Raw genomic sequence first — 25,777 nt, 5'->3', positions numbered from 1 at the left:
TGGATAGCTATGAAAGGCATGATGCGCTGGTGGAGTAATAGCACCGAAAGGCTCAAGTGGCCCCGTCTGTTGGTTTGGATGCTGGCGATTGGGCTATTTATCCAGATCAGTGGCAAAGTGTGGATAGAGTCCGGAAGTGCTAGAAATGCTCAGATCTATATCTGGCTTCTCTTACCTGCACTGATCTTCTTGGTGCATGGGTTTTGCGTTCGGGGTATAGAACTTCCAACGTGGCATTACTTACCATGGGCAGCCTTTCTTTTTTGGGTCGGCCTTAGCACAGTATGGGCAGAGGGTGCGGAGACTGGTGCTTTCTCGCTGGCTAAGCGAGGATTGTTAATCGCGCTTTATCTTGTGGCGATCTACTGGTTAATGCTTCGCGACCAGGTTTTTTTGAGGCGCGCGCTGCTGGCCGGGATTTTCGTGGTTGCAATGGGGGCATTAGCCAGTCTGATATATCAGTTTGGCGTTCTCGATCGACCGCTAGCTTATCGAGCCTACCGAATTGACCGATTGGGTATCGGAGATTTTGCCAACTATGGTTGGCCTGTAGCCGCAGGGATATTTCATGGTGCGTTAGCCGTTTGGGCGCTGGGACTGGCGTTGGAGCAAGGGGGCAAGCTTAGGCAGGTTATTATCTGGCTTGGCATTTTTAGTATTCTGGCCCTTTACGTGCTCCTCACATACACACGAGGTGCCTGGTTTGCGCTAGCGGGTGCCAGCATTCTTGTTGTTTTTTTGCAGAAGTCGAAGCTGGGATGGTTTTTATTGCTAGCCGGCTTTGCATTAGTGCTGCTTCTGGTGGTGATATTCTCGTCAGAGTTGGTTGTCGAGATTGAGCAGAGGCAGCTTTCGGGGCGCGGGCCGATTTGGGAGTATTACTTTGAAGTCATGTCCGGTCATTGGATATTCGGACAGGGTCTTGGGACACCGTTTGAGTTTCGGTGGGAAAACGGTGTAACTGTTTCACCCCATGCACACAGTCTCTATTTACAGCAGGTGTATGACAGCGGCATCATTTCACTTTTGCTACTGGGCACAGGCGTGGTTGCCATTTTTCATAAAGTCTGGCGTATGCGAAATAATGTCTGGGTCCGCCTTGCGCTGCCCGCCCTGGTATTTGCACTCATTGCCTTGCTTACGGATGTTGAGAGAATATTTACGCGCCCCGGTGATTACTGGACATTATTCTGGTTGCCCATTGGCATTTTGCTCGCTATTAACAGTCGTGCTGAAGGCGATAGCGATTCTACTCAGTACACACCGGCACGCTGAAAGTAAACCTCCTCAAGGATGAGGAGGTTTCGTCTGAGCCGGGCTGCCTCGTGTTATTTCAGGATAGATAAAGAGTAGAGCCAGTCTGGGTAGAGTGAAACGATCGCTTTGTACCCCATGTTCGCTTCGTTAGTACAAATAGAATGTTCGTTCGCGAAGTTGTATGCCGGCACGCCCGAGTTGATAAAGTCAGTGTCCAGTATTTGCGATAAACAGAAGAATGGTTTCCCGTTCGATTGCTCAACAAATTGGTTGACGCGTCCTGCGTCTTTACCTAGTACGTATACGGGTACGTCACCGCGAATTTCAGGGGCTGAGTTAGCGGAGAAAGTGAACTCCCCATTCGTCTCGCCAACCGTGTCGAAGTGATCCTTGGGCAGTATTCCTTCCTTGTAGAAAAACGTGTTCAGTGCTGGTTTATGATCACCGACGACCATAATCAAAGCATTATTGTCGTATGCCTTGACTTTTTCTGCGAACGCGGCAACCCGCTGAATTGCTGTGGATAACTTGCTTAAATAGTAACCTTGGCCATAATCATTGATGAACGGGTACGGGCCGTGAGTAGACACGGTGGTCAAAAACATAAAATTTGATTGGTTTTTTTTCAACTCAGAGAGTGCATGGTCAAATAGAATTTCGTCATCCGCCCAATTAATGGTTACCGCTTGGCCCATGTCCTCCAGGCCGACGAATTTATCGAAACCAAACTTAGGCGAAACAATGTCTCTCTTCCAGAATTGTTTACCATGGTTGTGTTCTTCAGTCGTATTGTACCCTGCAGCTTTTAGGTAACGAGGTAACGTATGCGCAGAGTTTGAAATAAGCGACGCGTACTCTTGGTAAATAACACCACTGAGTGATCCGGTTGACGGTAATCCAGTAAGCAGCTCGAATGTGGCGTTTACGGTGGCGCCTCCATACACGGGGGAGACAGAGCGTGTTTCTATGAATCCGGCGTTAACCAACGGTAGGAAGGCTGACTTGAAGTGCTGTTCATCATGCCAGCATGCTTCGCATAAGATAAAAATTATATTTTGCGGACGGTTGTTGTCAGCGACTGCGTGACCTTGCAACGATGCAAATGCACTGGCTTGTGCCTCGGTGGCCTCGGTGGGGATCGTTCTTCGGCTAGTATGTATCAAGTGTAACGGCAGGCCATTTCGCTCAATGTTTACTGGCCAATCCCACGAGATATAGTAAACTCCTAACTTTTTACTTAGCTTGTCTGCCTGTACGGCAAAAGACTGGCTAATGAGATCGCTGTACGAACATAAGGCAATCGGGGCGATGATCACGCACGCCGTTAGGTTTAACGCAATACCTCGCTTTGAAAGCATATTATAGGGATTGATTCGCAACGCTAGAGTACACAGCACAGATGCTGCCAGTAAAATACCTACGTGCTGAAGGGTCAGGTAGTGCCAAATGACTGATGCATTTGCCGTCGAAGAGATATCACTCCATGACAGCGGATCGTTTGTCAGGGCCAACTTCATGTTGTTGACCAGGGACAGTACCACCAAGGTTGTTGAAATTAGCGCCGTCGTCAGCAAAGGAGGGAAGGCGAAGCGTGCGAGCAAATAGAAGAGCGCGACGGGTGTCAAGGAAACCAGCAGGGGAAGTAACCTCAGGCTTCCATCGGCATAGAGTGTGAAGTTTTGCAAGTATATTGAAAGTAGAACTTGTGTCCCCAAAAGTATAAGAATGCAAAGTGTTTCTATTATAATTTTTGCCGCTGCTTTCACGATCGACCTTTCCCCTGTGAGACGAGGTCGCGAATTATACTGAATGTCGTGAGGTGGTAAAGCAGAATTTGTTGATATTTAAGCCATTCGAAAATGGCTTGTCACGGCGTTAGGCTGGAGCGCCTTCAGCAGGGTTGGAAACGTAGGTGCTGGATCATAATGTAGAGCGCTTTTCAGCTGGTATGGTTTCACTGCTTTCTGTTGCAGATTCAGGGGCGTAATTGTTGTTGATGACGATAATTGAGTATGTGTTGATGTCATCGTTGTTTCGTTGGAGTTTCATGGAGACATGCTGGCCGCTCCAGATCAGCACTTCGCTTACGAACGAATAACCCGATTTTGACTCGAGACGGCTTAGTTCCCAGGTCGTCGGATCGCCGTAGGTTGTTGTGAGTGTTTCGCTCAGGTTTCTGATGGTTTCTGCGTTGCCTGAAATAATTAAGCGCTGGATTTTTCCATTGTTTAGCTGGACTGTCGTATTACTTTTTTTTCCCCCAAAGGGAATCTCGCCTTGCAGCAAGTAAGTATTATCGTGCTCAGTCAGTTCCCGGCACAGACTAGCGACAGATTGTTGCGCAGCTTTCGCTGCGCACTCGGGGATGTCCTTGAGAAAATCGCCCTTCAAATTCAAACCAATGAAGCTCTCTGGTTCGAGACGCCAAGAACTCCCGTGTTGCGCGTCTTGCGTTGCCCAAGCTGTCGGTATGGTCAGAAATCCGCTGATAATAACTAGGGCCAAAGCCTTCATGGCTGTCTCTCCGTCTTGAGAATGCGAGCGATTCTATCACTTGGATGTGGGAAAACGCTGTTTTCTCGCAGGAAAACGGCCTGGCAAATGTAGGAGATTTTCATGCTTTTGAGGGGTTTCCGACGAAAGGCGTCACCCATGCCATGAAACCGCCTAGGCGGCGCCGGGGACGTTCGAGAGAGATGGAGTAGATGTCCGACTCGGTACGATTGCTTACAGTTGGAAACGCTGTGGGAGGGGGACGTCGCCCGGAGTGAAGCGCCCGTTTTTATTGGGTACGAGGCTCATGCGCGCCTCATGTTTAATTTGGTAAATATTCCACTGAGCTACTTAGTTTGACTCTGAAGCGAGACGTTCTAGGTTTCAGTGGCAGCCACGGAAAAGCTGCCTTAATCAATTTCCCAAGGAGTTTCATCAATGCGCAATACGGTCCTGCTCTATCTCCTGCTTTCCCTATTTGCCAGTGCCTCTTTACCCGTGAATGCTGCAACACAACCCATGGCAGAATCACCGCCGACTGCTGTCATAGAGCGACAGGCAGGCCTGGTGAATCTGAACCAAGCGGACGTAATGACGTTGCAATCAAAGCTCACCGGAATTGGAAGGAGCAAGGCTGAAGCTATTGTCGCTTACCGCAGCGAACATGGTGCCTTTGAGACAGTAGATGAATTGCTGGAGATCAAAGGTATAGGTAAAGCTTTGCTGGATCGCAACCGCGATAAGCTCACCGTCAAATAGCATCCGCTGATGTGAAAAGCCGGTCAGCGACCGGCTTTTTCGTTGAAAGAGGCGTCGTGGATTGCAGAATGTCGAGCGAAGGTGGCGTTTTAACGATCCTGCGCATCCTTGGCATCCTTGGCATCCATTTCAGCATTTCGCTCATGCACGCGCTTAAGCTGTTCCTCGGTCAAAGGCAGCTTTTTCGCGGTATCGCGCAGCAGCATCAGGCCACCGACGATGGAGCCGATTGCGAGGACCAGAATCAACCAGGCATACCAGGGCATGTAGTTCTCCTTTTAAACAGCGAATGACGCTGCCTCATTAAATTGGAGCAAACACATCATTCATTGGTTCAATTATAGGGGCTGGGGCGGGACGCGGTCATTTCGCGATCATCGGCCCCCCACAGGCCGCCGCTTCGTTTACAATGCGCGCCGTTCAAGACTTGCCAAGAGACCAGCCCATGTCCGCCTGCCAGACGCCCATCATCGTCGCCCTGGATTTCCCTACCCGTGACGCCGCCCTGAAGCTGGCCGATCAGCTTGATCCCGCCCTGTGCCGGGTCAAGGTCGGCAAGGAGCTGTTCACCAGCAGCGCGTCGGGCATCGTCGAATCCCTGGTCGAGAAGGGCTTCGAAGTGTTCCTCGACCTGAAATTCCATGATATCCCCAACACCACCGCCATGGCCGTCAAGGCCGCGGCGGAGATGGGCGTGTGGATGGTCAACGTGCACTGCTCCGGTGGCCTGCGCATGATGGCAGCCTGCCGTGAGGTGCTGGCCCAGCGCAGCGGCCCGCAGCCGCTGCTGATCGGCGTGACCGTGCTGACCAGCATGGAGCGTGAGGATCTGGCCGGTATCGGCCTGGACATCGAGCCGCAAGAACAGGTGCTGCGTCTGGCGGCCCTGGCCGAGAAGGCTGGTATGGACGGGCTGGTGTGCTCGGCCCTGGAAGCTCCGGCGCTGAAGGCTGCGCACCCGTCTCTGCAACTGGTGACCCCGGGTATTCGCCCGGCCGGCAGCGCCCAGGACGACCAGCGTCGCATCCTGACCCCGCGCCAGGCCCTGGATGCCGGCTCCGATTACCTGGTGATCGGTCGCCCGATCAGCCAGGCCGCCGATCCTGCCCAGGCACTGGCGGCCGTGGTCGCTGAAATCAGGGCTTAAGCACCAGCTTGCCGAAGTTTTCCCCGCTAAACAGCTTCAACAGTGTTTCGGGGAAGGTTTCCAGCCCTTCGACCACGTCTTCCTTGCTCTTCACCTTGCCGGTTGCCAGCCAGCCGGCAATTTCCTGCGCTGCCTTGCCATAGTTGGCGGCATGGTCCATCACCACGAAGCCTTCCATGCGCGCACGGTTGACCAGCAGTGACAGGTAGTTGGTCGGGCCTTTGACCGCTTGTTTGTTGTTGTACTGGCTGATGGCGCCGCAAATGACCACGCGTGCCTTGAAGTTCAGGCGGCTGAGCACGGCATCGAGAATGTCGCCACCAACGTTGTCGAAATAGACATCGACGCCTTTCGGGCACTCGCGCTTGAGGCCTTCGAGGACATCTTCGGCCTTGTAGTCGATGACGCCGTCAAAGCCCAGTTCACTCTTGAGGTACTGGCATTTCTCGGCGCCGCCGGCGATCCCCACCACGCGACAACCCTTGAGCTTGGCAATCTGCCCGGCAATGCTGCCGACGGCGCCGGCAGCGCCGGAGATCACCACGGTTTCTCCTGCTTTGGGCGCACCGACTTCGAGCAGGGCGAAGTAGGCGGTCATGCCGGTCATGCCCAGGGCCGACAGATAACGCGGCAGCGGCGCCAGTTTCGGGTCGATCTTGTAGAAGCCCTGGGGCTCGCCGACAAAATAGTCCTGGATGCCCAGCGCGCCGTTGACGTGATCACCGACGGCGAAGCCCGGGTGTTTGGATGCAATCACTTCGCCGACGCCCAGCGCGCGCATCACCTGGCCCAGGGCTACCGGTGGGATGTATGACTTGCCTTCGTTCATCCAGCCGCGCATGGCCGGGTCCAGGGACAGGTAGAGGTTCTTCACCAGCACCTGGCCTTCAGCCGGTTGAGCCACTGGCACTTGTTCGTAAGTGAAGTCGTCGCGGGTGACAGCGCCGATCGGGCGTTTGGCGAGGAGGAAGCGGCGGTTGCTCTGGGCAGTCATGGCAAGGCTCTCGTTTGAAGGGCAATGTTTGTTGATAGACCCAGATCGGCCAACCGGCAAGGTTTACCCGCCTGGCGAATACACTGCAATCCACTGAGCTGATTGAGCAGGGCAAAGACAATCACCCACGCCGATAGTGCTTCAACCGGCGTCCTGATGATGCTGCCCAACGCTGCTGATCGCTGCCTAGACTCCTCAGCACTGACCTCACTTTGTTGCGGGAGCTAGCGATGAGCATGAGTTTTTCCGGCCAGGTTGCCCTGGTCACCGGTGGTGCTGCGGGGATTGGCCGGGCGACGGCACTGGCGTTTGCCGCCGAAGGGTTGAAGGTAGTGGTGGCCGACCTGGATCAGGCTGGCGGCGACGGCACGGTCGAGTTGATCCGCAGTAGCGGCGGCGAGGCTTTGTTCGTCAGTTGCAACGTCACTCGCGAGGCGGATGTGCGGCAACTGATGGCGCGCACCGTGGAGGCGTATGGGCGCCTGGACTACGCCTTCAACAACGCCGGCATCGAGATCGAGCAGGGTCGCCTGGCCGAAGGCAGCGAAGCGGAGTTCGATGCGATCATGGGTGTCAACGTCAAGGGCGTGTGGCTGTGCATGAAGTACCAGTTGCCGTTGATGCTGGCCCAAGGGGGTGGCGCTATCGTCAATACGGCGTCGGTGGCGGGGCTGGGGGCGGCGCCGAAGATGAGCATCTACAGCGCCTCCAAGCATGCGGTGATCGGCTTGAGCAAGTCGGCGGCCATCGAATACGCCAAGAAAAAAATCCGCGTCAACGCCGTGTGCCCGGCGGTGATCGACACCGACATGTTCCGCCGCGCCTATGAGGCTGACCCGCGCAAGGCCGAGTTCGCCGCCGCCATGCACCCGGTTGGGCGCATCGGCAAGGTCGAGGAAATCGCCAGTGCGGTGCTTTACCTGTGCAGCGACGGCGCCGCGTTCACCACCGGCCAGGCCCTGGCGGTCGATGGTGGCGCCACGGCTATTTGACTGCCGTCAGCATTGGCTCGGCGAGCGCCTTGTGGCTGCGTGCCAGGGCCAGGCCGACCAGCAGGCAGCCGGCCAGCAGCACCAGGCCGAACACCAGCAGGGCGGTGCCCGGCCCGAGGCGGTCGACCAGCAACCCGGTGAGGATTACCGGCAGGCTGAAGCCCATGTAGGCCAGAAGGAAGAAACCTGCGCTGGCACGGGTTTTTTCCTCGCCTGCCAGGCTGTTCACTGCTGACAGGCCGCCAAGGTAAACAAAGCCATAACAAGCGCTGCTGGCGGCGATGGTGCCCAGCAGCACAACGGCCAGCGCGCCGCCGTCCGCCCCCCAGGCCAGCAGTGCATAGCTGCAAGGCAGTATCACCAGGCCAATGGCCGTGGCCCGCACTGGCGCCAGACGCTTGGCCAGCGGCTGGAACAGCAGCCCGCAACTGATCACGCAAAAGGTCGAGAACCCTGACCAGTTGGCCAGGCCATGCTGTTTGAGGATCGACGGCAGCAAGGCGATCACCAGGCCGACACAGGCCCAGGCCAGCAGGATTGCCAGGCCGTAGGGCAAGCTGCCGGCAGGGTAGTAGGGCAAGCGCAACAGGGCGGCGGGATTGTCCAGGCGCCGGTCGGGCAACTGCCATACCGCCAGCATCGCCAGGCAAGCCAGCGCCAGGTGCAGGTAGAAGCTGCCAGGCGTCAGGCTTGGGCCGCTGAGCAGGAACAGGCTGGTCAGTGCCGCGCCGAGGCCAAAACCCAGCGAGGTGCTGGCGGTGACCCAGGTGGCAGCATGGCGGTTGTCGCCAGCGTGCATCAGTTCGCTCATGTAGGCGGTGCCGGTGGCCGACGCCAGTGCGGTGCCGATACCGAGCAGCAGGCGTGCCAGGCCCAGGGTTTCCAAGACAGGGGCCAGCAGCATCAGCAGGGTGGCAAGCATCGACAAGGCCAGGGCGACGAGGATCAACGGACGGCGCCCGACCCGGTCGGCCAGGCCGCCGAGCAACAGCAGCACCGGTATCACCCCCAGCACATAGCCGGAGAACGCCATGGCCGTGGCCCCGGCACCATAACCGGAAAGCTCGGCATAGGTGGTGTACAACGGTGCCTGCAGATTGACCGCGAAGGTGATCAGGCACAGGGCAAAAGCCAGTAGGGCGGGGTGGCGCTGGGTGGGCATGGTCGGCTCCTTGTCGAGGGGCTGACTATCCGGCGCCCGGCAGGGCGTCACAAGGCACACTGGCGAGGGTTTTGTGATTAACTGTTCGGACAAAATATACGAACACTTTGCCATGCACCTCAGCCTTGATCGTCACTCCGCCATCCCGCTGGTACAGCAATTGACTGGGCAACTGCAGGCCTGGATCGAAGGCCAGCGCCTACGTCCCGGTAGCCGCTTGCCGTCGATACGTCAGTTGGCCCGGGAGCAGGGCGTCAGCCAGTCCTGCGTGATCGAAGCCTACGACCGGCTGGTGGCGGCGGGCTGGTTGCAGGCGCGTCATGGCGCCGGATTTTTTGTTGCCGAACAGCGGCTCAAGATGCCTCTGGTTGATCAGCCGATCCGCGACGAGGCATTTGACAGCCGATGGCAGCAGTTCACTGACGATCCGGCTGAGCTGCTCAAGCTCTGCTGTGGCTGGGTGCCTTCCAACTGGCGCGCCACCGAGGCGATTGCCCAGGCGGTGCGTCAGGTCAGCCGTGGCGCGCTTGAAGACTTGATCGACTATTGCCCGCCGTTGGGCCTGGCCAGCCTGCGCGCGCAGTTGCACAAGGGCCTGGAGCAGATCGGCATCCAGGCCGCGCCTGAGCAGATCCTCACCACCCAGGGCGCCAGCCACGCCCTCGACCTGCTGGTGCGCACACTGCTCAAGCCCGGCGACAAGGTGCTGGTAGAAAGCCCGGGTTACTACAACCTGTACAGCCTCCTGCGCCAGCATCAGGTGGACATGCTCCACGTGCCGCGAACCCCTCAGGGCCCTGATCTGCATGTGCTGGAAGACCTGCTCAAACGGCACCGCCCGCGTTGCCTGTACATCAACAGCCTGTACCAGAACCCCACCGGCAGCAGCCTGTCGCCCAAGGTCGCTTATCGCTTGCTGGAACTGGCCCGTGAACATGACGTGTTGATCATCGAGGATGACATCTACGCGGATTTTCAGGACGGTGCGGTCACGCGTCTGGCAACCCTGGATGCCGAGCAGCGGGTGATTTACCTGGCCAGTTTCTCCAAGACCCTGAGCAGTTCGCTGCGGGTTGGCTATCTGGTGGCCAGGCCTGATCTGGTCGCTCGCCTGGCTGAATTGAAAATGGTCAGTGGTCTGGGCACTTCACGCTTTACCGAGCAGGTCGTGGCGCAGATGCTGGGCAACGGTAGTTACCGAAAAAGCATCGCCCGCTTGCGCGTGCGCCTGGCCCAGCATATGGCCAAGGCCCTGGGGCAATTGGAAGCCAATGGCTGGGAAGTGTTCACGGAGCCGTACGGCGGCATGTTCGTCTGGGCCCGCTGCCCGGGGCGGGATTTCGCTGAGCTGAACCGTGAGGCGCAGGCCTGTTCGGTGCTGCTGGCGCCGGGCAGTGCTTTCGATCCGCAGGGCGCTGCTTGCGACTGGTTACGGATCAATGTCGCCTATGCGCAGGACCAGCGCGCGCAGGCGTTCTTCCAACGTGCCGGGCGACCTCGGCTGTCCTGAAAACGACGCGACTGTAGCTTTTTGCCATTATTCCGACGCCGGGATCTTGTGCCGCTGGCCGCGCCATTGCCACTCTTCACCCTTGATGCATTTGCGGGTATCGGGGGGAAGTGCGATGAGTTCGGCCAAGCGTGGTTTTTTCGCCAACCTGGGCATGGCCCGCAAGCTTGGGTTGGGGTTTGCCCTGGTGTTGCTGTTGACTGCGGTGGTGGCTGCGGCGGGGGTCGCCGCGCTGCACAGCGTCGGGCAACGTTTCGATGGCTTGAAGCAGATGGCGGCGCTCAATACCGCACTGCTCGACACCCGTTTGCAGGAGCAGGCATTCGCCCTGCGCTCCGATCCCAAGGCGGTAGAGGCTGTGCATCAGCGTGTCGAAGCGCTGCAGGAGCAAGCGCGGGCGCTGGTGCAACTGGCCGGCGTCGAGCAGGCGCTGAGCGACTACCGCCAGGCCTTCGACCAGTTCGTCGAGCTGACCCAGGCCAAGGAGCTGGCACTGGACATGGCCAGCTGGTCGGTCTCCAGCGTTGCCAACAACCTCGATGTGCTGCAGTCCGGGCTGGCCGATGACGGTACTTACACCCTCAAGGACACCCAGGGCCAGCAGGGCGCCGAGTTCGTCGAGCAGGCCGGGCAGGTGGCCCAGGTCGCGCGCCTGATGCTGCAGGCCATGGATGAGGCGCGGGTGCGCCTGGAGCAGAACCGCAAGGGCGCCGAAGACGCGCGCCAGGGTCGCATTGAACAGACCGAACAGGCTGCTGCCCTGGTCGAGCAGTTGAAGGCCGCCGTGACCGATGCCGGTTATCAGACCGTGCTTGGCGAAGTCGGCACGCATATCGTCAGTTTCAGTGAAAAGCTCGCCGAATACACCGACCTGCTCGGCCGCGAGCAGCAGCTCAAGCAGCAATTGCAGGCACGTGCCGAGCAGGTCACCGGCCAGGTCGATCAAGCCTATCTCGCTGAAGACCGGGCCATGCAAAGTGAGTTGAAGAACAACGCCATACTGATCCTTGCGGCCTCGCTGCTGGCACTGCTGGTGGGCGTGCTGGCGGCCTGGTTGATCACCCGTGCGGTGGTCGGGCCGCTGCGCCAGGTAATGGGCCGTGCCCAGCAGATTGCCGCCGGCGACCTGCGCGGTGACATCGGTGTCGACCGCCAGGATGAGGTCGGGCAGTTGATGCTGGCCATGCAGCAGATGGGCACGGGCTTGAGCGCAATCGTCAGCGGCCTGCAAAACGGTATCGAACAACTGGCCAGCAACGCCCAGTCGCTGTCGGCGGTCACTGAACAGACCAATCGCGAGGTCAACAGCCAGAAGGATGAGACCGAGCAGGTGGCCACTGCCATGCAGCAGATGACCGCCACCGTGCATGATGTCGCACGCAACGCCGAAGAGGCTGCCCAGGCGGCGCAAACGGCGGATGACAAGGTGGAAAGCGGTCAACAGGTGGTACGCCAGAGCATGCAGCGTATCGAACAGTTGGCAACTTCCGCCGAGTCAGCCAGCCAGAGCATCGAGACTCTCAGCAGCGAAGTGCAGAACATCGGCCAGGTACTTGAAGTGATCAAGAGCGTCGCCGAACAGACCAACCTGCTGGCGCTCAATGCCGCCATCGAGGCCGCGCGGGCGGGTGAGCAGGGGCGTGGTTTTGCCGTGGTCGCCGACGAGGTGCGGGCGCTGGCCCGGCGCACCCAGCAATCAACCGAGGAAATCGAGCGCCTGGTCAGCAGCTTGCGCAGTGGTGCCCAGGCCTCGGTGGCGCAGATCCAGGGCAGTGCCGAGTTGGTCAAGTTGGCCGTCAGCGATGCCCTGCACACGGAAAGCGCCCTGGGCAGCATTGCCGCGGCGGTGTCGTTGATCCAGCAGATGAACCAGCAGATTGCCGCGGCGGCGCAGCAGCAAAGTTCGGTGGCCGAAGAGATCAACCGCAGCGTCACCCAGATCCGCAGCAGCGCCGATCAGTCGGCGCTGGCCATGCAGGGCAACGCCAGCTCAAGTATCGAGCTGGCGCAGTTGGGCAATGACTTGAAGGGGATGGTCGGGCATTTTCGCCTGTAGGAGCGGCGTCCCTACGACTATTTACGCCAGTTGAGAATCATCAAGGTCAGCACCCCGGCAACAATCCCCCAGAACGCCGAACCGATCGAGAACAGGGTAAAGCCGGACGCTGTGACCATGAAGGTGATCAGTGCAGCTTCGCGCTCCCTGGCCTCGTTCATCGCCACGGTCAGGCCGTTCATGATCGAGCCGAACAGCGCCAGGGCGGCAATCGACAGCACCAGCTCCTTGGGCAGGGCCGCGAACAGCGCCGCCAGGGTGGCGCCGAAAACCCCGGCGATGCCGTAGAAAATCCCGCACCAGACCGCTGCGGTGTAACGCTTGTTCGGGTCTTCGTGGGCATGCGGCCCGGTGCAGATCGCCGCACTGATGGCCGCCAGGTTGACGCCGTGGGAGCCGAACGGGGCCAGCACCAGCGAGGCCAGGCCGGTTACCGTGATCAGCGGCGAGGCCGGTACCTGGTAGCCGTCAGCACGCAGCACGGCGACACCGGGCATGTTCTGCGAGGTCATGGCTACCACGAACAATGGAATGCCGATGCTGATGGTGGCGGCCAGGGAGAAGCTTGGCGTGGTCCACACCGGCGTGGCCACTTCCAGGCTGAAACCGCTGAAGTCGAGCAGGCCCATGGCTGCGGACAACACAGTACCGACCACCAGCGCCGCCAGCACCGAGTAGCGCGGCGACACGCGCTTGATCAGCAGGTAGCTGAAAAACATGCCCAGCACCAATGCGGTCCGATGCTGGGCGGCAATGAAAATCTCGCTACCGATCTTGAACAGGATCCCCGCCAGCAACGCCGAGGCCAGCGACGCCGGAATGCGCTTGACCAGGCGCTCGAAGCTACCGGTCATCCCACAGATCACCACCAGCACTGCGCAGGTGATGTAGGCACCAATCGCTTCGCCATAGCTGACCCCACCCAGGCTGGTGATCAGCAGCGCCGCGCCGGGCGTCGACCAGGCGACGGTGATCGGCGTGCGATAACGTAGCGACAGGCCGATGCTGCACACTGCCATGCCGATCGACAGCGCCCAGATCCACGAAGAAATTTGCCCGGTGGTCAAACCGGCTGCTTGACCGGCCTGGAACATCAGCACCAGGGAGCTGGTGTAACCGGTGAGCATGGCAATGAAACCGGCCACTAGCGCGGACGGCGAGGAGTCGGCCAAAGGGCGCAATTGCGCGGACGTGGCATCGGGCATCGGGGCATTCCTTGTGCTGGATGTAAGCAGGTATTTCAGACTACCGCGCACACTGTTGATCTTTGCCATACAGCAGGCATTGCAATTAGCCGTACAGTCGCCAACTATGGGCGCGGGTACGATTGAGCCTTACGAAGAGGGGGAGTGATGTACAAGGTTTACGGCGACTACCAGTCGGGCAACTGCTACAAGATCAAGCTGATGTTGCACCTGCTCGACTTGCCTTACGAATGGCATTCGGTGGATATCCTCAAGGGCGAGACGGAAACCCCGGCGTTCCTGACCATGAACCCCAACGGCAAGGTGCCGGTGCTGGAGCTCGAAGATGGCACCTACCTGTGGGAGTCCAACGCGATTCTCAACTTCCTGGCCGATGGCAGCGAGTTCCTGCCCACCGAACCGCGTTTACGCACCCAGGTGCTGCAATGGCAGTTCTTCGAACAGTACAGCCATGAGCCGTACATCGCCGTGGCGCGCTTCATCCAGTTCTACCTGGGGCTGCCGCAAGACCGGCTGGAGGAATACAAGACCCTGCACAAGGGCGGCTACAAGGCCCTGCGGGTGATGGAGAAGCAACTGCAGCTGACGCCATACCTGGTGGGCGATAACTATTCTATCGCCGATGTCGCGCTGTACGCCTACACCCATGTCGCCCATCAGGGCGGGTTCGACCTTAATGAGTACCCGGGCATCCAGGCATGGCTGGAACGTGTGGCCAGCCATCCCCGTCACGTGACCATGCTCAGTTGAGCGATCAGGCGGCAAAACGCTTGTTGAGGTAGTCGATGATCACCTTGGATTCATACATCCAGGTGGTCTTGCCGTCTTCCTCGATACGCAGGCACGGTACCTTGATCTTGCCGCCTTCGGCGAGCAGGGTCTGGCGATCCTGTTCGTTGTTCTTGGCGTCGCGCAGCGCAACCGGCACATTCAGGCGGTGCAGGGTGCGGCGGGTTTTCACGCAGAATGGGCAAGCGTGGAACTGGTACAGGCTCAGGCCCTCGGCCTGTTGCTCGACCCGGGCCTGGGCGGCCGGGTCGCGCTTGAGCTTGGCCGGGCGGCTGATCCAGTCACCGAACACAATCAATTGGCCGAGGCCCACACGCAGTGCTTTGACGATCATGGCAACTCCTGAGAATAAAAAAAGCCGACCACGAAAGGTCGGCTTGCAGTCTGGTTCGCTTACTTGATCAGGCTGAGAAACTCGCTGCGGGTCGCGGCGTTTTCACGGAACTCGCCGAGCATCACCGAAGTGATCATGGTCGAGTTCTGTTTTTCCACACCGCGCATCATCATGCACATGTGCTTGGCCTCGATGACCACCGCCACGCCCAGGGCGCCGGTGACCTTCTGGATCGCTTCGGCGATCTGGCGGCTGAGGTTTTCCTGGATCTGCAGGCGACGTGCGTACATGTCGACGATCCGCGCCACCTTCGACAGCCCCAGGACTTTGCCGTCAGGGATGTAGGCAACGTGGGCCTTGCCGATGAACGGCAGCATGTGGTGCTCGCACAGCGAGTACAGCTCGATGTCCTTGACCAGGACCATCTCGCTGTTATCGGAGCTGAACAGGGCGCCGTTGGTCACTTCTTCCAGGGTTTGCTCATAACCGCGGCAAAGGTACTGCATGGCCTTCGCTGCCCGTTTGGGCGTGTCGAGCAGGCCCTCGCGGGAGATATCCTCGCCAAGCTGGCCAAGGATCGCGGTGTAGTTCTGTTCCAGGGACATGGATCTACCTGTGGGATTTTATCGCAAACGCGAAGGGTACGGCGGCGACGGCGGCGCTGCAAGTACGGCGTTACTCGTCGCGGCCTTCGAGCATGGTTCGCTTGAGCATGACATACACCGCGCCAGTACCGCCATGGCGGGCCTGGCACGAGGTAAAACCAAGGACTTGCGGGTGCTGGCGCAGCCAGGTGTTGACGTGGCTCTTGATCATCGGCCGCTTGCCATCCAGGCGTACCGCCTTGCCATGGGTGACGCGCACGCAGCGCACTTCGAAACGGGTCGCTTCGGCGAGGAAGGCCCAGAGGGTTTCCCGCGCCTTTTCGACATTCATGCCATGCAGGTCAAGGCTGCCTTCGAAGCCGATCTGGCCAAGCTTGAGCTTGCGCATCTGGCTTTCCTGGACGCCGTCACGGCTCCAGTGCAGGTCGTCTTCAGGGCCGACATCAATGACGAACTGGTCCGACAGGCCATCGACCACGGTCTGGTCGCTGCGCACTGTCGCGGCCTGGCGCAGGCCCGCCAGTTTCTTGCGGTCGGCCTTGGGTTTACCGACTTCGGCGCGATCATGCGTGATCGGCTTGACACCGCGCATCTCGCTTTTGAACAGGGAAAAATCGTCGTCTTGCATGTAAGCCTCCGCCTGGGCGGCGTAGTTTACGCGACTCCCCCACGGTGTGCAGTCAATCGTGTTTTTTCATCAGGTGCGGTGACAGGTTGAGCTCGCGGCTGCGACGCAGGCGCAAACGGCTGCGGCGCCAGAACCACACGCCCAGGTACAGCAGCAACAGGCCAAGGCCGAGCAAGACGCTGGCACCGGCCGGGTTGGCATTGAGCTCGCCCAGGGCAGCGGGGCGTCCCAGCAGGCTGGCGGCGCCGGCCATGGCCAGGAGCACGCCAGCGGTTGCCAGCAACGCCGAGAACGCCGCCGCAAAGCGCATGCCCCAGTTGCGGGGCGTGCGTGGGCGTAAGCGCTTGGCATCGAAACCATCGGATATTTTCATTCCGATTTCCTCTATGGATATCCGGCGTTGGACCGAAAAGCCCTGAGGTGGTTCCGCCCGGCTGCCGGGCGGTCGCTCAGATCAGGCTGGTGGTCGGCGCTACACAGGCAAAGTTGTCGGCCATGATCGCCATCTCGCTCTGCTGAATCTGCGCCGCCGGGATCACGCCATCCTTGAAGGGCAGGTCGCGGGTGGCGCAAGCATCTTCGATCAGGGTGCAGCGGTAGCCGTAATCCTTGGCCCGGCGCACGGTGGTGCTGACGCTGGAGTGGCTCATGAAGCCGCAGACGATCAGGTCCAGGTGGCCGTATTTCTGCAGGGTTTCATGCAGGGTGGTGTTCTTGAAGGCATTGGGCATGCGTTTTTCGATGATCACCTCATCGCCCTGCGGCTCAAGGCCCGGGATGAACTCACCGCGAGGGCCCTGCGGGTCGAACATGCCGCCGACGGTACCCAGGTGACGCACGTGGATGATCGGGCGCCCGGCCTTGCGGGCCGCCTCGAGCATTTTAGCGATGTTGGCCACGGCAGCATCCATGCCCGAGAGCGCCAGGGGACCGCTGAGGTACTCCTTTTGCGCATCGATAATCACCAGGCTGGCATTGTTCAGCTTGGCCGGCGGATAGCCGCGACCGCTGAGGTGGAACATCGTCGTTGGAACAGACATCAAGGGCTCCTTTGGATAGGGCTTTTACCCTATTGTCCCCTGCCTGAGCACTTATGTGAATCGCTTCGCGTACAACCAGCGTCGTTAGTGGCCTGCAGCCAGCTTGGCGATATCCTTACAGGGTGTTTTTGCCGATCATTTCTGCTGCCGGGCTGTTAGAATCGCAGGTCGTCTTTCAAGGAGTCTGTTGTGATCACTTCTCGCTTGCGCACCCTGCGCGATCATATCCGTTGGGCCGTCAGCCGTTTCCACGAGCAGGGCCTGTTTTTCGGTCATGGCGCCGACAACGCCTGGGATGAAGCGCGGCTGCTGGTGCTGGGGTCGGTGCATCTGCCCTGGGAAGTCGCCGACGCCTATCTGGACTGTCAGCTGGAAGACGACGAACTGGTCAATCTCCAGCGCCTGCTCAAGCGCCGCATCGAAGACCGCGTACCCACCGCCTACCTGCTCGGTGAGGCCTGGTTCTGTGGTTTGTCGTTCATCGTTGACGAGCGCGTGCTGATTCCGCGCTCACCCATTGGCGAGCTGATCGAAAAACGTTTCGAACCGTGGCTGGCCAGCGAGCCTGCGCGCATCCTCGACCTGTGCACCGGCTCTGGCTGCATCGGCATCGTCAGCGCCGAAGTGTTCCCGGACGCTGAAGTGGTGCTGGCCGACCTGTCCTTCGAGGCACTGGAGGTGGCGAACCAGAACATCGAGCGTCATGGCCTGGAAGAGCGCGTCTATACCGTGCAGGGCGATGGCTTCGGCGGTCTGCCGGGGCAGCGCTTCGACCTGATCCTGTCCAATCCGCCGTATGTCGATGCCGAAGACTTTGCCGACATGCCCGAGGAATATCATCACGAACCGGAACTGGGCCTGGCCTGCGGCAATGACGGCCTGGACCTGGTGCGGCGGATGCTGGCCGAAGCGGCCGATCACCTGACCGAGAAGGGGTTGCTGATCGTCGAGGTTGGCAACAGCCAGGTGCATGTCGAGGCGCTGTATCCGCAAGTGGATTTCGCCTGGCTGGAGTTCGAGCGGGGTGGGCACGGGGTGTTCATGCTCACGGCGCAGCAGTGCCGGCAGCATCAGGAGTTGTTTGCCTCGAAGGTGTAAGGCTTCAGGTTTGCAGTGCATCCATCGCTGGCAAGCCAGCTCCCACAATTGCCCTTGTGGGAGCTGGCGTGCCAGCGAGGCTTTTTAGCGGTGAGTCGCAATCCAGATCAACAACCCCGCCTGAAACACCGCAAAGGCCACCAGGCAGGTGATGGTAAAGCGCAGCCCGCTGTCTTCACGGCGGTACTTGCTGACCCGCTCGTCACGCTCGCGCAATTGCGCCTCTTTTTCCTGCAGGCTCTGCTCGGCCTGTTGCAGCATCTGCGCAGCATCGAGTATCTCCACCCGCTGCACCTTGTCACTGTTCCAGCCGCCCTTGAGTTCACCGACCTGCACATCGACAAAGCGTCCCTTCAGGTGCTGGGCATCAGCGTACTCGACCTCCAGGCCATGACTGCGCAGCACATGGTCACGGCGCAGACGGGTGTCTTCGTTGAGGGCGTCCTTGTTCGGCAGGGCCGCGCCTTCGACCCGATAGTGCGGCCACTTGCGTTGCGCCCAGGTCACCGCCTGGTTCATCAGAAAACGCCCCAGGCCGCGGTTCAGCGGCTCGATCTGCAGGCCGGAGTCAGGGCTGAAGGTCACGCGTTTTTCTTCGTGGTCGACCCATACATCCAGGTGGTTCTGTTCCTTGCGCACCTTCTGCGCCGGCAGCTGGATAGCCATGCGTAGCAGGCTGGTCTGTTTGTTGTGGCGTTCGGCATAGCCGTACTGGACGAAGCGCAGCGGCCGCGCACCGCTGTTGCGGTCGGTCGGCAGCGGCGCCAGGCGCAGCATCTGGAAGTGTTCGGGGGCAACATCGGCCCAGGGCAGGGGGGCAACTTCCGCTGCTGCCTGTTCGGCAGTCGTCTCGGCGGTGTCCTGGGGGGCGGCTTCGGTCATCACGGCAATCCTCATGTGCGCAGCAGGCTGGTCGCATTGACGAAGCCAGCACCACTTTATCGGCAGGACTGGCCCGGACTGGAGGCGTAATTTCTGCGATTGGGCCTCAGCTGGCGGGCAACCGCTGAATGAAGTCGACAACGCGCTTGCCCAGTTCGGCCGCTTGCGGCAGTTGCGGATCAAGATAACTGTCGCGTTGCTGGCTGATTTGCTCCGGTGCGATGCGCAGCATGTGGTTCATGCCCTTGATCAAGGCAAGCTCGGCATCCGGCTTGGCGGCCTTGAGGATCTCGGCGTTGTCGACATTGACCTGGAAGTCATGGGTGCCCTGGATGATCAGCGCCGGTACCTTGACTTTGGCAAAGGCCTCGGCCGGGTCCTGGCGGAACAGCGAAATCAGGTAGGGCTGGACGCTGGGGCGCAGTACATCCTGCAGGGGCAGGGGCACGCGAGAGGAGGTCTTGCCGTTTTTCAGGCGATCAAGGATATCGCCGGCACTGGCCATGTAGCGCCCGGGCACCCGCTCAAATATCTGTGCGCGCAGCGCCTTGTCGATCGGCCAGCCACTGCCGGCAATGCTGATCACGGCGCTGGCGCCGCTTTGCTCGGCGGCAAGGCTGGCGATCAACGCACCTTCGCTGTGGCCAAGCAGAATCAGGCGGCCGAAACGTGGGTCGGATTTGATCTTCTGGCTCCAGGCCACGGCATCGGCGACATAGCGCTCTACCGTCAGGTCGCGCTCGTCCGGGGTGGCCGCGAGGCTGGCCGCGACGCCGCGCTTGTCGTAGCGCACGCTGGCGATATTGTTTTTCGCCAGGGTCAGGGCCAGTTGCTTGAGGTTGTCCGTGTTGCCGCCGTAGGGGTTGTTGCCATCGCGGTCGGTGGGCCCGGAGCCGGCAATGATCAGCACCACCGGTGGTGGCTGCTCGGTACGCGGCAACAGCAGGCTACCGTGCAGCACGCCGCTGCCGGTATCGAGGCTGACCGGGCGCTGGAACACGGTGGGAGCGGCAGCCTGGACCAGGCCGCTGAACAGCAGGGTGAGTACCGCAACAATACGCAACATCATCAGGCCACTATCGAGAGAGTGCGGTTTGGACCGGGCCGGGCGCAGAAGGTTCGCCGTCAGGGATGAACTGAATGGTTAGCCTGCGTATACTGGCGCTCTTGTTCAAATCTGGCTGATTCGCGGAGCGTCCTGCATGTCCGGCAATACCTACGGCAAGCTGTTCACTGTCACCACCGCTGGCGAAAGCCATGGCCCGGCGTTGGTCGCCATTGTCGATGGCTGCCCGCCAGGCCTGGAGATTTCCCTGGCCGACCTGCAGCACGACCTGGACCGGCGCAAGCCCGGCACCAGCCGCCACACCACCCAGCGCCAGGAAGCCGACGAAGTCGAAATCCTCTCGGGAGTGTTCGAAGGCCGCACCACCGGCTGCTCCATTGGCCTGTTGATCCGCAACACCGACCAGAAGTCCAAGGACTACTCGGCGATCAAGGACCTGTTCCGCCCGGCCCACGCCGACTACACCTACCACCACAAGTACGGTGAGCGTGATTACCGTGGCGGCGGCCGCAGCTCGGCGCGGGAAACCGCCATGCGCGTGGCCGCCGGTGCCATCGCCAAGAAGTACCTGGCCACCCAGGGCATCCGCATCCGCGGCTACATGAGCCAGCTCGGGCCGATTGAAATCCCCTTCAAGACCTGGGATTCGGTAGAGCAGAACGCCTTCTTCAGCCCGGACCCGGACAAAGTCCCGGAGCTCGAGGCCTATATGGACCAGCTGCGCCGCGACCAGGATTCGGTCGGGGCGAAAATCACCGTGGTCGCTGAAGGCGTCATGCCCGGCCTGGGCGAGCCGATCTTCGATCGCCTGGATGCCGAGCTTGCCCACGCGCTCATGAGTATCAACGCGGTCAAGGGCGTGGAAATCGGCGCAGGTTTTGCCAGCGTCGCCCAGCGCGGTACCGAGCACCGTGACGAGCTGACCCCGGAAGGCTTCCTCAGCAACAACGCCGGCGGCATTCTTGGCGGTATTTCCTCCGGTCAGCCGATCGTTGCCCACCTGGCCCTCAAGCCGACCTCGAGCATCACCACCCCTGGCCGCTCCATCGACGTCGATGGCAACCCGGTTGAGGTGATCACCAAGGGCCGTCATGACCCGTGCGTGGGTATCCGCGCCACGCCGATTGCCGAGGCCATGATGGCCATCGTGCTGATGGACCACCTGCTGCGCCACCGCGGGCAGAACGCCGACGTGCGCGTGAAGACGCCGGTGCTGGGCCAGCTGTAATGCTGGCGCCTGCCAATCGCGCCGCGGCTCGCTGAGCCGTGGCGCCGATTCCCTACTGGCGGCTGTCCAGTTTCTACCTCTTTTACTTCGCCTTGCTCGGCTCGACAGCGCCGTTTCTGGCGTTGTATTTCGATCACCTGGGTTTTTCCAGTGCGCGCATCGGCGAGCTGGTGGCCATCCCCATGCTGATGCGCTGCGTGGCCCCCAACCTGTGGGGCTGGCTGGGCGACCGCAGTGGCCAGCGCTTGCTGATCGTGCGCCTGGGCGCCTTGTCGACCCTGGCGACCTTTTCGTTGATCTTCTTCGGCAAAAGCTACGCCTGGCTGGCGCTGGTGATGGCCCTGCATGCGTTCTTCTGGCATGCGGTACTGCCACAGTTCGAGGTCATCACCCTGGCCCACCTGCAAGGGCAGACCGCACGCTACAGCCAGATCCGTCTGTGGGGCTCGATCGGCTTCATCCTCACCGTGGTCGGCCTTGGCCGATTGTTCGACTGGCTTAGCCTGGATATCTACCCGGTTGCCTTGGTGGTCGTCATGGCCGGTATCGTCGTGGCCAGCCTCTGGGTACCCAATGCCCAGCCGCCGGGGCAGAATGAGCGTGCGGCCGGCGGCGGCTTTCTCAGGCAACTGGCAAGCCCGGGTGTTGCCGCGTTTTACCTGTGCGTGGCACTCATGCAGCTTAGCCATGGCCCGTATTACACCTTCCTGACCCTGCACCTTGAGCACCTGGGTTACAGTCGCGGCACCATCGGCATGCTCTGGGCCCTGGGGGTGGTGGCCGAGGTGCTGATGTTCCTGGCCATGAGCTGGATCCTGGCGCGGGTCTCGCTGCGCCGGGTGCTGCTGGCCAGTTTTGCCCTGGCGGCCGTGCGCTGGGTGTTGCTGGGCAACTTTGCCGAGCACCTGGGCGTACTGCTGCTTGCCCAGGTCCTGCACGCAGCCACCTTCGGCAGTTTTCACGCGGCCGCCATCGCCTTCGTGCAACGCAGTTTCGGCGCCCGCCAGCAAGGCCAGGGCCAGGCGCTGTATGCAGCGCTCGCCGGCACGGGCGGCGCCTTGGGCGCCTTGTGTTCGGGGTACAGCTGGAACCTGCTGGGGCCGGCTACCACCTTTAGTATTGCCAGCGTCGCGGCCCTGGCCGCAGCCGTTATCATTGCACTTCGAATGAAAGAGGACAGGGCATGAGCCTTGGCCGTGAACCATTGGCCGGTAGTAAGGAGTTGCCCTGATGAGCAGCCTGACCGTGTATCACCAGTCCACCCCGGATATTCCCAACAAAGTCTTGACTCATCTTGAAGACATTGCCGCGACCCTGGCCGAGCAGGGCGTGCGTTTCGAGCGTTGGCAGGCCGCCGCGCCCATTCAGGCGGGGGCCAGCGATCAGGATGTGATCGGCGCTTATCAAGCCAGTATCGACGCGCTGAAGGCCGAGAAGGGCTATGCCGGTGTCGAGGTAACCCGCGAAGCGGACGCCCGCTTGCTTGCCGAGCATACCTGCGACGAAGATCAACTGCGCTTTTTCGCCGCCGGGCGCGGGCTGTTCAGCCTGCGGATCGAGGATTACATCTATGCGGTGTTGTGCGAGAAGGGCGACCTGATCGGCGTGCCGGCGGGGGTTCGGCATTGGCTCGATCTGGGCGAGGAGCCGCGGTTTGTGGCGATCCGGGTGTTTAACCAGGCACAGGGTTCGGTTGCCAACTTTACTGGCGACAAGATTGCTGCAGACTTTCCTCGGCTTGATGACTGAGTGATCGCATCGCGGGGCAAGCCCGCTCCTACACAGACTTGTAGGAGCGGGCTTGCCCCGCGATGCGATCTCCATGCTTACCGATAAGTCGGCAAGGCAAACCGCTGCTGGCTCTGCAAATTTGAAATCACTGGCAACTCACTGGCCTGACCGGCCAGGTCGCGGCGAATCGCACTGATCGCCCACGACAGCTGTTCGGCGCTGTGCAGTTGGGCATAAGAAATCGAGCGCTGGGTCTGGGTGCCGTCCGCTGCCCGCAGGGTCAGCAGAATTCCACCGTCGGGGCGCGCCTGAGTGGTGACGTCGTAGGCGGAGAATACCGAGGCGAATTTTTCCTGGATGAGGTCCATATCAGCTCCTGACTGTTAGTGGCAGACATGGAGTGACTGGTGCAGTGACTGTGCCAGCTTTTCTTTGAGATAAAATCGTTATAAATCAATAAGTTATAATTTATGTCGAAGAGCGCTATCGTGCACTCTGCACGGTCGTGCATTTTGCACAGTGCATTTTGCAGTGCTGCCCTGGCCAATAGATTTCTTCTGTCATGGCCATGAGTTATCCACCGTTGACCCGGCGTGCTCGCTGACAAAGACTTGGGCCTTTCCGATAGCCAGGAGGTTCCCCATGTCTGACCAACGTAGCCCCACGCCGATGAACGATGACGAGGCGGCAGCGTTCGCCGAAGAAGTGTTCGACCGGGCGCGCAAGGGCGACGCGGTGATGCTCGGGCGCTTGCTGGAAAATGGCCTGCCGGTGAACCTGCGCAATGGCAATGGCGATACCTTGCTGATGCTTGCCAGCTATCACGGGCATCTGCAGGCCGTTACAGTGCTGCTCGAGCACGGTGCCGACCCGCAGATTGCCAATGACAAGGGCCAATTGCCCATCGCCGGCGCCGCTTTCAAGGGCCACCTGGAGATGGTCCAGTTGCTGGTGGATAAAGGCGCCGAGGTCGATGGGACGTCTGCCGATGGGCGTACGGCGCTGATGATGGCGGCGATGTTCAACCGCACGGTCATCGTCGATTACCTGCTGGGCAAGGGCGCTAACCCGCGCCACCGTGACGCCCGTGGCAGCGATGCCCTGGGCGCGGCGCAAACCATGGGTGCCCCTGAGACCAGCGAGCAGTTGCTCAAGCTGCTCGGCTAACCCCCCGGGGCCTTTTGCGGCTATCCTTGGCGACTTTTTTACCGTCGCAGGGCCCCCACATGAAATCCCAACTGGTCGAACTCATCGGCAAAATCAGCGCTGGCTGCATGCGCGAGGAAGACATCGCGCGCATCGCCGACGAAGCCGCCCAGGCCTATGCCGACCCGCAGGCGTTCCTCGCCGCCAACCCGGACATCAACTACGACGACAGCTTCCCGATCCCGCTGGGTGAATGGATTGTGGTCGGCAGCCTGCCCGATACCGTGCTGTTCCAGGCCGATACCTACCAGGACCTGTTTGCCCAGATCGTCGACTCCTTCGACAAGAGCGTGCCGTTCAACCTCAAGCCCAAGCAGTTGGCCAAGGTCGAGCCGCTGACCGCGCTCAACCGCATCCAGGTGCAGATGGGCGCGATGAACAAGGAAGCTGGCGGCTACGTGCTGATGAACTTCAGCCAGTTGCTCGATGACGAGCTGCAGATGGTGCTGGTCGGCAACGACGAGCTGCCACGGGTGCTGGAACTGTGCGCCGAGGTCGGCATTGCCGCAGCGCCGGCTCTGGAAGCGCTACGGGTTGCCGTGCACGTTTAACCGAGGGCGGTATCGAGGAACATCATCACCGCAAAGCCGCCCATCAGGCCCAGGGTTGCCGAGGTCTGGTGGCCGTTGCGGTGGGTTTCCGGGATCACTTCGTGGGACACCACGAAGATCATCGCCCCGGCCGCCAGGCCCATGCTCACCGGGTAGGCGATAGCAAAACCGCTGGAGATGCCCAGACCGATCACGGCACCCAAGGGTTCCATCAGGCCCGAGCCGATCGCCACCAATGCCGCCTTGAAGGTCGAAAGGCCGGTTGCGCGCAGCGCCAGGGCCACGGCCAGGCCTTCGGGAATGTCCTGGATGGCGATGGCGCTGGTCAGCGGCAGGCCGACATTGAGGTCGCCGTTGGCAAAACTGACGCCGATGGCCATGCCCTCGGGCAGGTTGTGCAGGGTGATCGCCAGCACGAACAGCCACACCCGGTTGATCCGCTCGGCCTGTGGGCCGCAGGGGCCGGTGCTCTCGTGTTCGTGCGGGGTAAAACGGTCGAGACCGAGCATCAGCAGCACGCCCAGGCCCATGCCGACGACCACCGTCAATGCCGCGTAAGGGCCATTGCCGGTGATCCCACGGGCCGCGTCGAGGCCGGGCAGAATCAGCGAGAACGAGCTGGCAGCGAGCATCATGCCGGCGGCAAAGCCGAGCATGACATCCTGCGTTCGCGCGCTGATCTCGCGCAGCACCACGGCCATGACCGCACCCAGGGCGGTAGCGGCAAAGCCGGCAAGGCCACCGAGCATGGCCATGTGCAGGTTTTGCTGGTGCTCGCCTTGCACAGCGTTCCAGGCACTGGCGACCAGCAGGCCGAGCACCGCCAGCAGGCTCAAACCCAAGCCTGCGCTGAGCCACGGGCTGCTTTGTGCCTGTTGTATCCAGGCGCTCCATAGTGGCGCGGGGGCAGGGCTGCTGTGGCTGTGGGCGGGTGGCATAGGGACCTCTGGCTGCAATTCAATGAACCGAGTGTAACCAGCGCTGCTGGGCTGCGGCGAACGATTCGCCTCTATCGGGCTGATAGCCAGCTATCCTGAGGGCAGG

Annotated in this window: 28 protein-coding genes and 1 pseudogene; 14 read left to right on the top strand and 15 right to left on the bottom strand. The window is 60.5% G+C overall.

The window, feature by feature from the left end; all coding sequences use genetic code 11:
- Positions 1 to 9: 9 nt before the first annotated feature.
- Positions 10 to 1,275 (top strand): O-antigen ligase family protein, encoded by a 1,266-nt coding sequence (locus tag PspR32_RS18865; protein ID WP_036996541.1) that lies wholly within the window; start codon positions 10 to 12, stop codon positions 1,273 to 1,275.
- A 53-nt stretch (positions 1,276 to 1,328) separates the two neighbouring features.
- Here the strand turns inward: PspR32_RS18865 and PspR32_RS18860 are convergent, their stop codons facing one another.
- Positions 1,329 to 3,023, bottom strand: a complete 1,695-nt coding sequence (locus PspR32_RS18860; protein ID WP_145997612.1) for an LTA synthase family protein — start codon at positions 3,021 to 3,023, stop codon at positions 1,329 to 1,331.
- 154 nt (positions 3,024 to 3,177) lie between these two features.
- Positions 3,178 to 3,771, bottom strand: coding sequence for a hypothetical protein (locus PspR32_RS18855; protein WP_036996539.1), 594 nt, complete (start codon positions 3,769 to 3,771; stop codon positions 3,178 to 3,180).
- Between the two features lie 417 nt (positions 3,772 to 4,188).
- Here PspR32_RS18855 and PspR32_RS18850 point away from each other — a divergent pair, with 417 nt between their 5' ends.
- Positions 4,189 to 4,509 carry a ComEA family DNA-binding protein gene (locus PspR32_RS18850; RefSeq protein ID WP_036996538.1) on the top strand — a complete coding sequence of 107 codons (321 nt, stop codon included), beginning with the start codon at positions 4,189 to 4,191 and terminating at the stop codon, positions 4,507 to 4,509.
- An 89-nt stretch (positions 4,510 to 4,598) separates the two neighbouring features.
- Here PspR32_RS18850 and PspR32_RS18845 read toward each other — a convergent pair whose 3' ends face one another.
- Positions 4,599 to 4,775 carry a DUF2897 family protein gene (locus tag PspR32_RS18845; protein WP_159389016.1) on the bottom strand — a complete coding sequence of 59 codons (177 nt, stop codon included), beginning with the start codon at positions 4,773 to 4,775 and terminating at the stop codon, positions 4,599 to 4,601.
- A 179-nt stretch (positions 4,776 to 4,954) separates the two neighbouring features.
- On the opposite strand from PspR32_RS18845, the gene pyrF reads away from it, so the two are divergent.
- Entirely contained in the window at positions 4,955 to 5,656 is a 702-nt protein-coding gene (gene pyrF, locus PspR32_RS18840) for an orotidine-5'-phosphate decarboxylase (RefSeq protein WP_010224100.1), read from the top strand.
- Here pyrF and PspR32_RS18835 read toward each other — a convergent pair.
- The gene (locus tag PspR32_RS18835; RefSeq protein ID WP_010224099.1) at positions 5,646 to 6,650 is read right to left on the bottom strand and encodes an NADP-dependent oxidoreductase; all 1,005 of its coding nucleotides are present in this window, start codon (positions 6,648 to 6,650) and stop codon (positions 5,646 to 5,648) included. The two genes, pyrF and PspR32_RS18835, sit on opposite strands and share 11 nt — an antisense overlap.
- A 230-nt stretch (positions 6,651 to 6,880) precedes the next feature.
- On the opposite strand from PspR32_RS18835, the gene PspR32_RS18830 reads away from it, so the two are divergent.
- On the top strand, positions 6,881 to 7,642 hold the full coding sequence (locus PspR32_RS18830) for an SDR family oxidoreductase (protein WP_010224097.1): 762 nt from the start codon (positions 6,881 to 6,883) through the stop codon (positions 7,640 to 7,642).
- Here PspR32_RS18830 and PspR32_RS18825 read toward each other — a convergent pair.
- Entirely contained in the window at positions 7,635 to 8,804 is a 1,170-nt protein-coding gene (locus PspR32_RS18825; protein WP_159389015.1) for an MFS transporter, read from the bottom strand. The genes PspR32_RS18830 and PspR32_RS18825 overlap by 8 nt on opposite strands.
- A gap of 112 nt (positions 8,805 to 8,916) precedes the next feature.
- Here PspR32_RS18825 and PspR32_RS18820 point away from each other — a divergent pair, with 112 nt between their 5' ends.
- From PspR32_RS18820 to PspR32_RS26745, 3 genes and pseudogenes are all read left to right on the top strand, one after another.
- Positions 8,917 to 10,314, top strand: coding sequence for an aminotransferase-like domain-containing protein (locus PspR32_RS18820; RefSeq protein ID WP_159389014.1), 1,398 nt, complete (start codon positions 8,917 to 8,919; stop codon positions 10,312 to 10,314).
- Positions 10,244 to 11,509: pseudogene (locus PspR32_RS26750) on the top strand (HAMP domain-containing protein); the annotation flags it as partial. The gene PspR32_RS18820 and the pseudogene PspR32_RS26750, both read left to right, overlap by 71 nt.
- Positions 11,489 to 12,370, top strand: coding sequence for a methyl-accepting chemotaxis protein (locus PspR32_RS26745; RefSeq protein ID WP_374045282.1), 882 nt, complete (start codon positions 11,489 to 11,491; stop codon positions 12,368 to 12,370). The pseudogene PspR32_RS26750 and the gene PspR32_RS26745, both read left to right, overlap by 21 nt.
- A gap of 17 nt (positions 12,371 to 12,387) precedes the next feature.
- Here PspR32_RS26745 and PspR32_RS18810 read toward each other — a convergent pair whose 3' ends face one another.
- Positions 12,388 to 13,575: a benzoate/H(+) symporter BenE family transporter gene (locus tag PspR32_RS18810; RefSeq protein WP_010224092.1), complete on the bottom strand. Its 1,188-nt coding sequence runs from the start codon at positions 13,573 to 13,575 to the stop codon at positions 12,388 to 12,390.
- A 147-nt stretch (positions 13,576 to 13,722) separates the two neighbouring features.
- On the opposite strand from PspR32_RS18810, the gene PspR32_RS18805 reads away from it, so the two are divergent.
- On the top strand, positions 13,723 to 14,325 hold the full coding sequence (locus PspR32_RS18805) for a glutathione S-transferase family protein (protein ID WP_159389013.1): 603 nt from the start codon (positions 13,723 to 13,725) through the stop codon (positions 14,323 to 14,325).
- A gap of 4 nt (positions 14,326 to 14,329) precedes the next feature.
- Here the strand turns inward: PspR32_RS18805 and PspR32_RS18800 are convergent, their stop codons facing one another.
- From PspR32_RS18800 to PspR32_RS18780, 5 genes are all read right to left on the bottom strand, one after another.
- The gene (locus PspR32_RS18800; RefSeq protein WP_010224089.1) at positions 14,330 to 14,698 is read right to left on the bottom strand and encodes a glutathione S-transferase N-terminal domain-containing protein; all 369 of its coding nucleotides are present in this window, start codon (positions 14,696 to 14,698) and stop codon (positions 14,330 to 14,332) included.
- Between the two features lie 59 nt (positions 14,699 to 14,757).
- Positions 14,758 to 15,303 carry a GTP cyclohydrolase I FolE gene (folE, locus tag PspR32_RS18795; RefSeq protein ID WP_010224088.1) on the bottom strand — a complete coding sequence of 182 codons (546 nt, stop codon included), beginning with the start codon at positions 15,301 to 15,303 and terminating at the stop codon, positions 14,758 to 14,760.
- A 70-nt stretch (positions 15,304 to 15,373) separates the two neighbouring features.
- Positions 15,374 to 15,931, bottom strand: a complete 558-nt coding sequence (locus tag PspR32_RS18790; RefSeq protein WP_010224087.1) for a Smr/MutS family protein — start codon at positions 15,929 to 15,931, stop codon at positions 15,374 to 15,376.
- A 52-nt stretch (positions 15,932 to 15,983) separates the two neighbouring features.
- Positions 15,984 to 16,304, bottom strand: coding sequence for a hypothetical protein (locus tag PspR32_RS18785; RefSeq protein ID WP_010224086.1), 321 nt, complete (start codon positions 16,302 to 16,304; stop codon positions 15,984 to 15,986).
- 76 nt (positions 16,305 to 16,380) lie between these two features.
- Complete coding sequence (locus PspR32_RS18780; protein WP_010224084.1) at positions 16,381 to 16,971, bottom strand: cysteine hydrolase family protein; 591 nt, start codon at positions 16,969 to 16,971, stop codon at positions 16,381 to 16,383.
- Positions 16,972 to 17,160: 189 nt separating this feature from the next.
- Between PspR32_RS18780 and prmB the strand changes: the two genes are divergently transcribed.
- Positions 17,161 to 18,069 carry a 50S ribosomal protein L3 N(5)-glutamine methyltransferase gene (gene prmB / locus PspR32_RS18775; protein ID WP_010224082.1) on the top strand — a complete coding sequence of 303 codons (909 nt, stop codon included), beginning with the start codon at positions 17,161 to 17,163 and terminating at the stop codon, positions 18,067 to 18,069.
- 84 nt (positions 18,070 to 18,153) lie between these two features.
- On the opposite strand, the gene PspR32_RS18770 is transcribed toward prmB, so the two are convergent.
- Both PspR32_RS18770 and PspR32_RS18765 read right to left on the bottom strand, forming a co-directional pair.
- On the bottom strand, positions 18,154 to 18,951 hold the full coding sequence (locus PspR32_RS18770; RefSeq protein WP_010224080.1) for a hypothetical protein: 798 nt from the start codon (positions 18,949 to 18,951) through the stop codon (positions 18,154 to 18,156).
- A gap of 106 nt (positions 18,952 to 19,057) precedes the next feature.
- On the bottom strand, positions 19,058 to 20,020 hold the full coding sequence (locus PspR32_RS18765; RefSeq protein WP_010224078.1) for an alpha/beta hydrolase: 963 nt from the start codon (positions 20,018 to 20,020) through the stop codon (positions 19,058 to 19,060).
- Between the two features lie 133 nt (positions 20,021 to 20,153).
- On the opposite strand from PspR32_RS18765, the gene aroC reads away from it, so the two are divergent.
- From aroC to PspR32_RS18750, 3 genes are read left to right on the top strand one after another with little or no spacing between them, the layout of a single operon-like run.
- The gene (gene aroC / locus PspR32_RS18760) at positions 20,154 to 21,245 is read left to right on the top strand and encodes a chorismate synthase (protein WP_010224075.1); all 1,092 of its coding nucleotides are present in this window, start codon (positions 20,154 to 20,156) and stop codon (positions 21,243 to 21,245) included.
- Between the two features lie 38 nt (positions 21,246 to 21,283).
- On the top strand, positions 21,284 to 22,432 hold the full coding sequence (locus PspR32_RS18755; protein ID WP_159389012.1) for an MFS transporter: 1,149 nt from the start codon (positions 21,284 to 21,286) through the stop codon (positions 22,430 to 22,432).
- A gap of 43 nt (positions 22,433 to 22,475) precedes the next feature.
- Complete coding sequence (locus PspR32_RS18750; protein WP_100782066.1) at positions 22,476 to 22,994, top strand: 1,2-dihydroxy-3-keto-5-methylthiopentene dioxygenase; 519 nt, start codon at positions 22,476 to 22,478, stop codon at positions 22,992 to 22,994.
- A gap of 77 nt (positions 22,995 to 23,071) precedes the next feature.
- Here PspR32_RS18750 and PspR32_RS18745 read toward each other — a convergent pair whose 3' ends face one another.
- Entirely contained in the window at positions 23,072 to 23,344 is a 273-nt protein-coding gene (locus PspR32_RS18745) for a DUF3509 domain-containing protein (protein ID WP_010226363.1), read from the bottom strand.
- Positions 23,345 to 23,618: 274 nt separating this feature from the next.
- Between PspR32_RS18745 and PspR32_RS18740 the strand changes: the two genes are divergently transcribed.
- Entirely contained in the window at positions 23,619 to 24,143 is a 525-nt protein-coding gene (locus PspR32_RS18740; protein WP_010226362.1) for an ankyrin repeat domain-containing protein, read from the top strand.
- A gap of 59 nt (positions 24,144 to 24,202) precedes the next feature.
- Positions 24,203 to 24,733, top strand: a complete 531-nt coding sequence (locus PspR32_RS18735) for a hypothetical protein (protein ID WP_010226361.1) — start codon at positions 24,203 to 24,205, stop codon at positions 24,731 to 24,733.
- On the opposite strand, the gene PspR32_RS18730 is transcribed toward PspR32_RS18735, so the two are convergent.
- The gene (locus PspR32_RS18730) at positions 24,730 to 25,671 is read right to left on the bottom strand and encodes a ZIP family metal transporter (protein WP_026001503.1); all 942 of its coding nucleotides are present in this window, start codon (positions 25,669 to 25,671) and stop codon (positions 24,730 to 24,732) included. The genes PspR32_RS18735 and PspR32_RS18730 overlap by 4 nt on opposite strands.
- Positions 25,672 to 25,777 lie beyond the last annotated feature (106 nt).

Origin of the sequence: Pseudomonas sp. R32 (assembly GCF_009866705.1) — a bacterium.
GTDB classification, from domain to species: domain Bacteria; phylum Pseudomonadota; class Gammaproteobacteria; order Pseudomonadales; family Pseudomonadaceae; genus Aquipseudomonas; species Aquipseudomonas donghuensis.
Note: the sequence above shows the minus strand (reverse complement) of the source record. Positions and strands in the feature narration are given on the sequence as shown.

Bases quoted from the DNA above. Each gene is read 5' to 3' on its own strand.
- PspR32_RS18865 (WP_036996541.1), top strand. From the start codon at position 10: ATGAAAGGCATGATGCGCTGGTGGAGTAATAGCACCGAAAGGCTCAAG.
- PspR32_RS18855 (WP_036996539.1), bottom strand. From the start codon at position 3,771: ATGAAGGCTTTGGCCCTAGTTATTATCAGCGGATTTCTGACCATACCG.
- PspR32_RS18850 (WP_036996538.1), top strand. From the start codon at position 4,189: ATGCGCAATACGGTCCTGCTCTATCTCCTGCTTTCCCTATTTGCCAGT.
- PspR32_RS18845 (WP_159389016.1), bottom strand. From the start codon at position 4,775: ATGCCCTGGTATGCCTGGTTGATTCTGGTCCTCGCAATCGGCTCCATC.
- pyrF (WP_010224100.1), top strand. From the start codon at position 4,955: ATGTCCGCCTGCCAGACGCCCATCATCGTCGCCCTGGATTTCCCTACC.
- PspR32_RS18835 (WP_010224099.1), bottom strand. From the start codon at position 6,650: ATGACTGCCCAGAGCAACCGCCGCTTCCTCCTCGCCAAACGCCCGATC.
- PspR32_RS18830 (WP_010224097.1), top strand. From the start codon at position 6,881: ATGAGCATGAGTTTTTCCGGCCAGGTTGCCCTGGTCACCGGTGGTGCT.
- PspR32_RS18825 (WP_159389015.1), bottom strand. From the start codon at position 8,804: ATGCCCACCCAGCGCCACCCCGCCCTACTGGCTTTTGCCCTGTGCCTG.
- PspR32_RS18820 (WP_159389014.1), top strand. From the start codon at position 8,917: ATGCACCTCAGCCTTGATCGTCACTCCGCCATCCCGCTGGTACAGCAA.
- PspR32_RS26745 (WP_374045282.1), top strand. From the start codon at position 11,489: ATGCTGGCCATGCAGCAGATGGGCACGGGCTTGAGCGCAATCGTCAGC.
- PspR32_RS18810 (WP_010224092.1), bottom strand. From the start codon at position 13,575: ATGCCCGATGCCACGTCCGCGCAATTGCGCCCTTTGGCCGACTCCTCG.
- PspR32_RS18805 (WP_159389013.1), top strand. From the start codon at position 13,723: ATGTACAAGGTTTACGGCGACTACCAGTCGGGCAACTGCTACAAGATC.
- PspR32_RS18800 (WP_010224089.1), bottom strand. From the start codon at position 14,698: ATGATCGTCAAAGCACTGCGTGTGGGCCTCGGCCAATTGATTGTGTTC.
- folE (WP_010224088.1), bottom strand. From the start codon at position 15,303: ATGTCCCTGGAACAGAACTACACCGCGATCCTTGGCCAGCTTGGCGAG.
- PspR32_RS18790 (WP_010224087.1), bottom strand. From the start codon at position 15,931: ATGCAAGACGACGATTTTTCCCTGTTCAAAAGCGAGATGCGCGGTGTC.
- PspR32_RS18785 (WP_010224086.1), bottom strand. From the start codon at position 16,304: ATGAAAATATCCGATGGTTTCGATGCCAAGCGCTTACGCCCACGCACG.
- PspR32_RS18780 (WP_010224084.1), bottom strand. From the start codon at position 16,971: ATGTCTGTTCCAACGACGATGTTCCACCTCAGCGGTCGCGGCTATCCG.
- PspR32_RS18770 (WP_010224080.1), bottom strand. From the start codon at position 18,951: ATGACCGAAGCCGCCCCCCAGGACACCGCCGAGACGACTGCCGAACAG.
- PspR32_RS18765 (WP_010224078.1), bottom strand. From the start codon at position 20,020: ATGATGTTGCGTATTGTTGCGGTACTCACCCTGCTGTTCAGCGGCCTG.
- aroC (WP_010224075.1), top strand. From the start codon at position 20,154: ATGTCCGGCAATACCTACGGCAAGCTGTTCACTGTCACCACCGCTGGC.
- PspR32_RS18750 (WP_100782066.1), top strand. From the start codon at position 22,476: ATGAGCAGCCTGACCGTGTATCACCAGTCCACCCCGGATATTCCCAAC.
- PspR32_RS18745 (WP_010226363.1), bottom strand. From the start codon at position 23,344: ATGGACCTCATCCAGGAAAAATTCGCCTCGGTATTCTCCGCCTACGAC.
- PspR32_RS18740 (WP_010226362.1), top strand. From the start codon at position 23,619: ATGTCTGACCAACGTAGCCCCACGCCGATGAACGATGACGAGGCGGCA.
- PspR32_RS18735 (WP_010226361.1), top strand. From the start codon at position 24,203: ATGAAATCCCAACTGGTCGAACTCATCGGCAAAATCAGCGCTGGCTGC.
- PspR32_RS18730 (WP_026001503.1), bottom strand. From the start codon at position 25,671: ATGCCACCCGCCCACAGCCACAGCAGCCCTGCCCCCGCGCCACTATGG.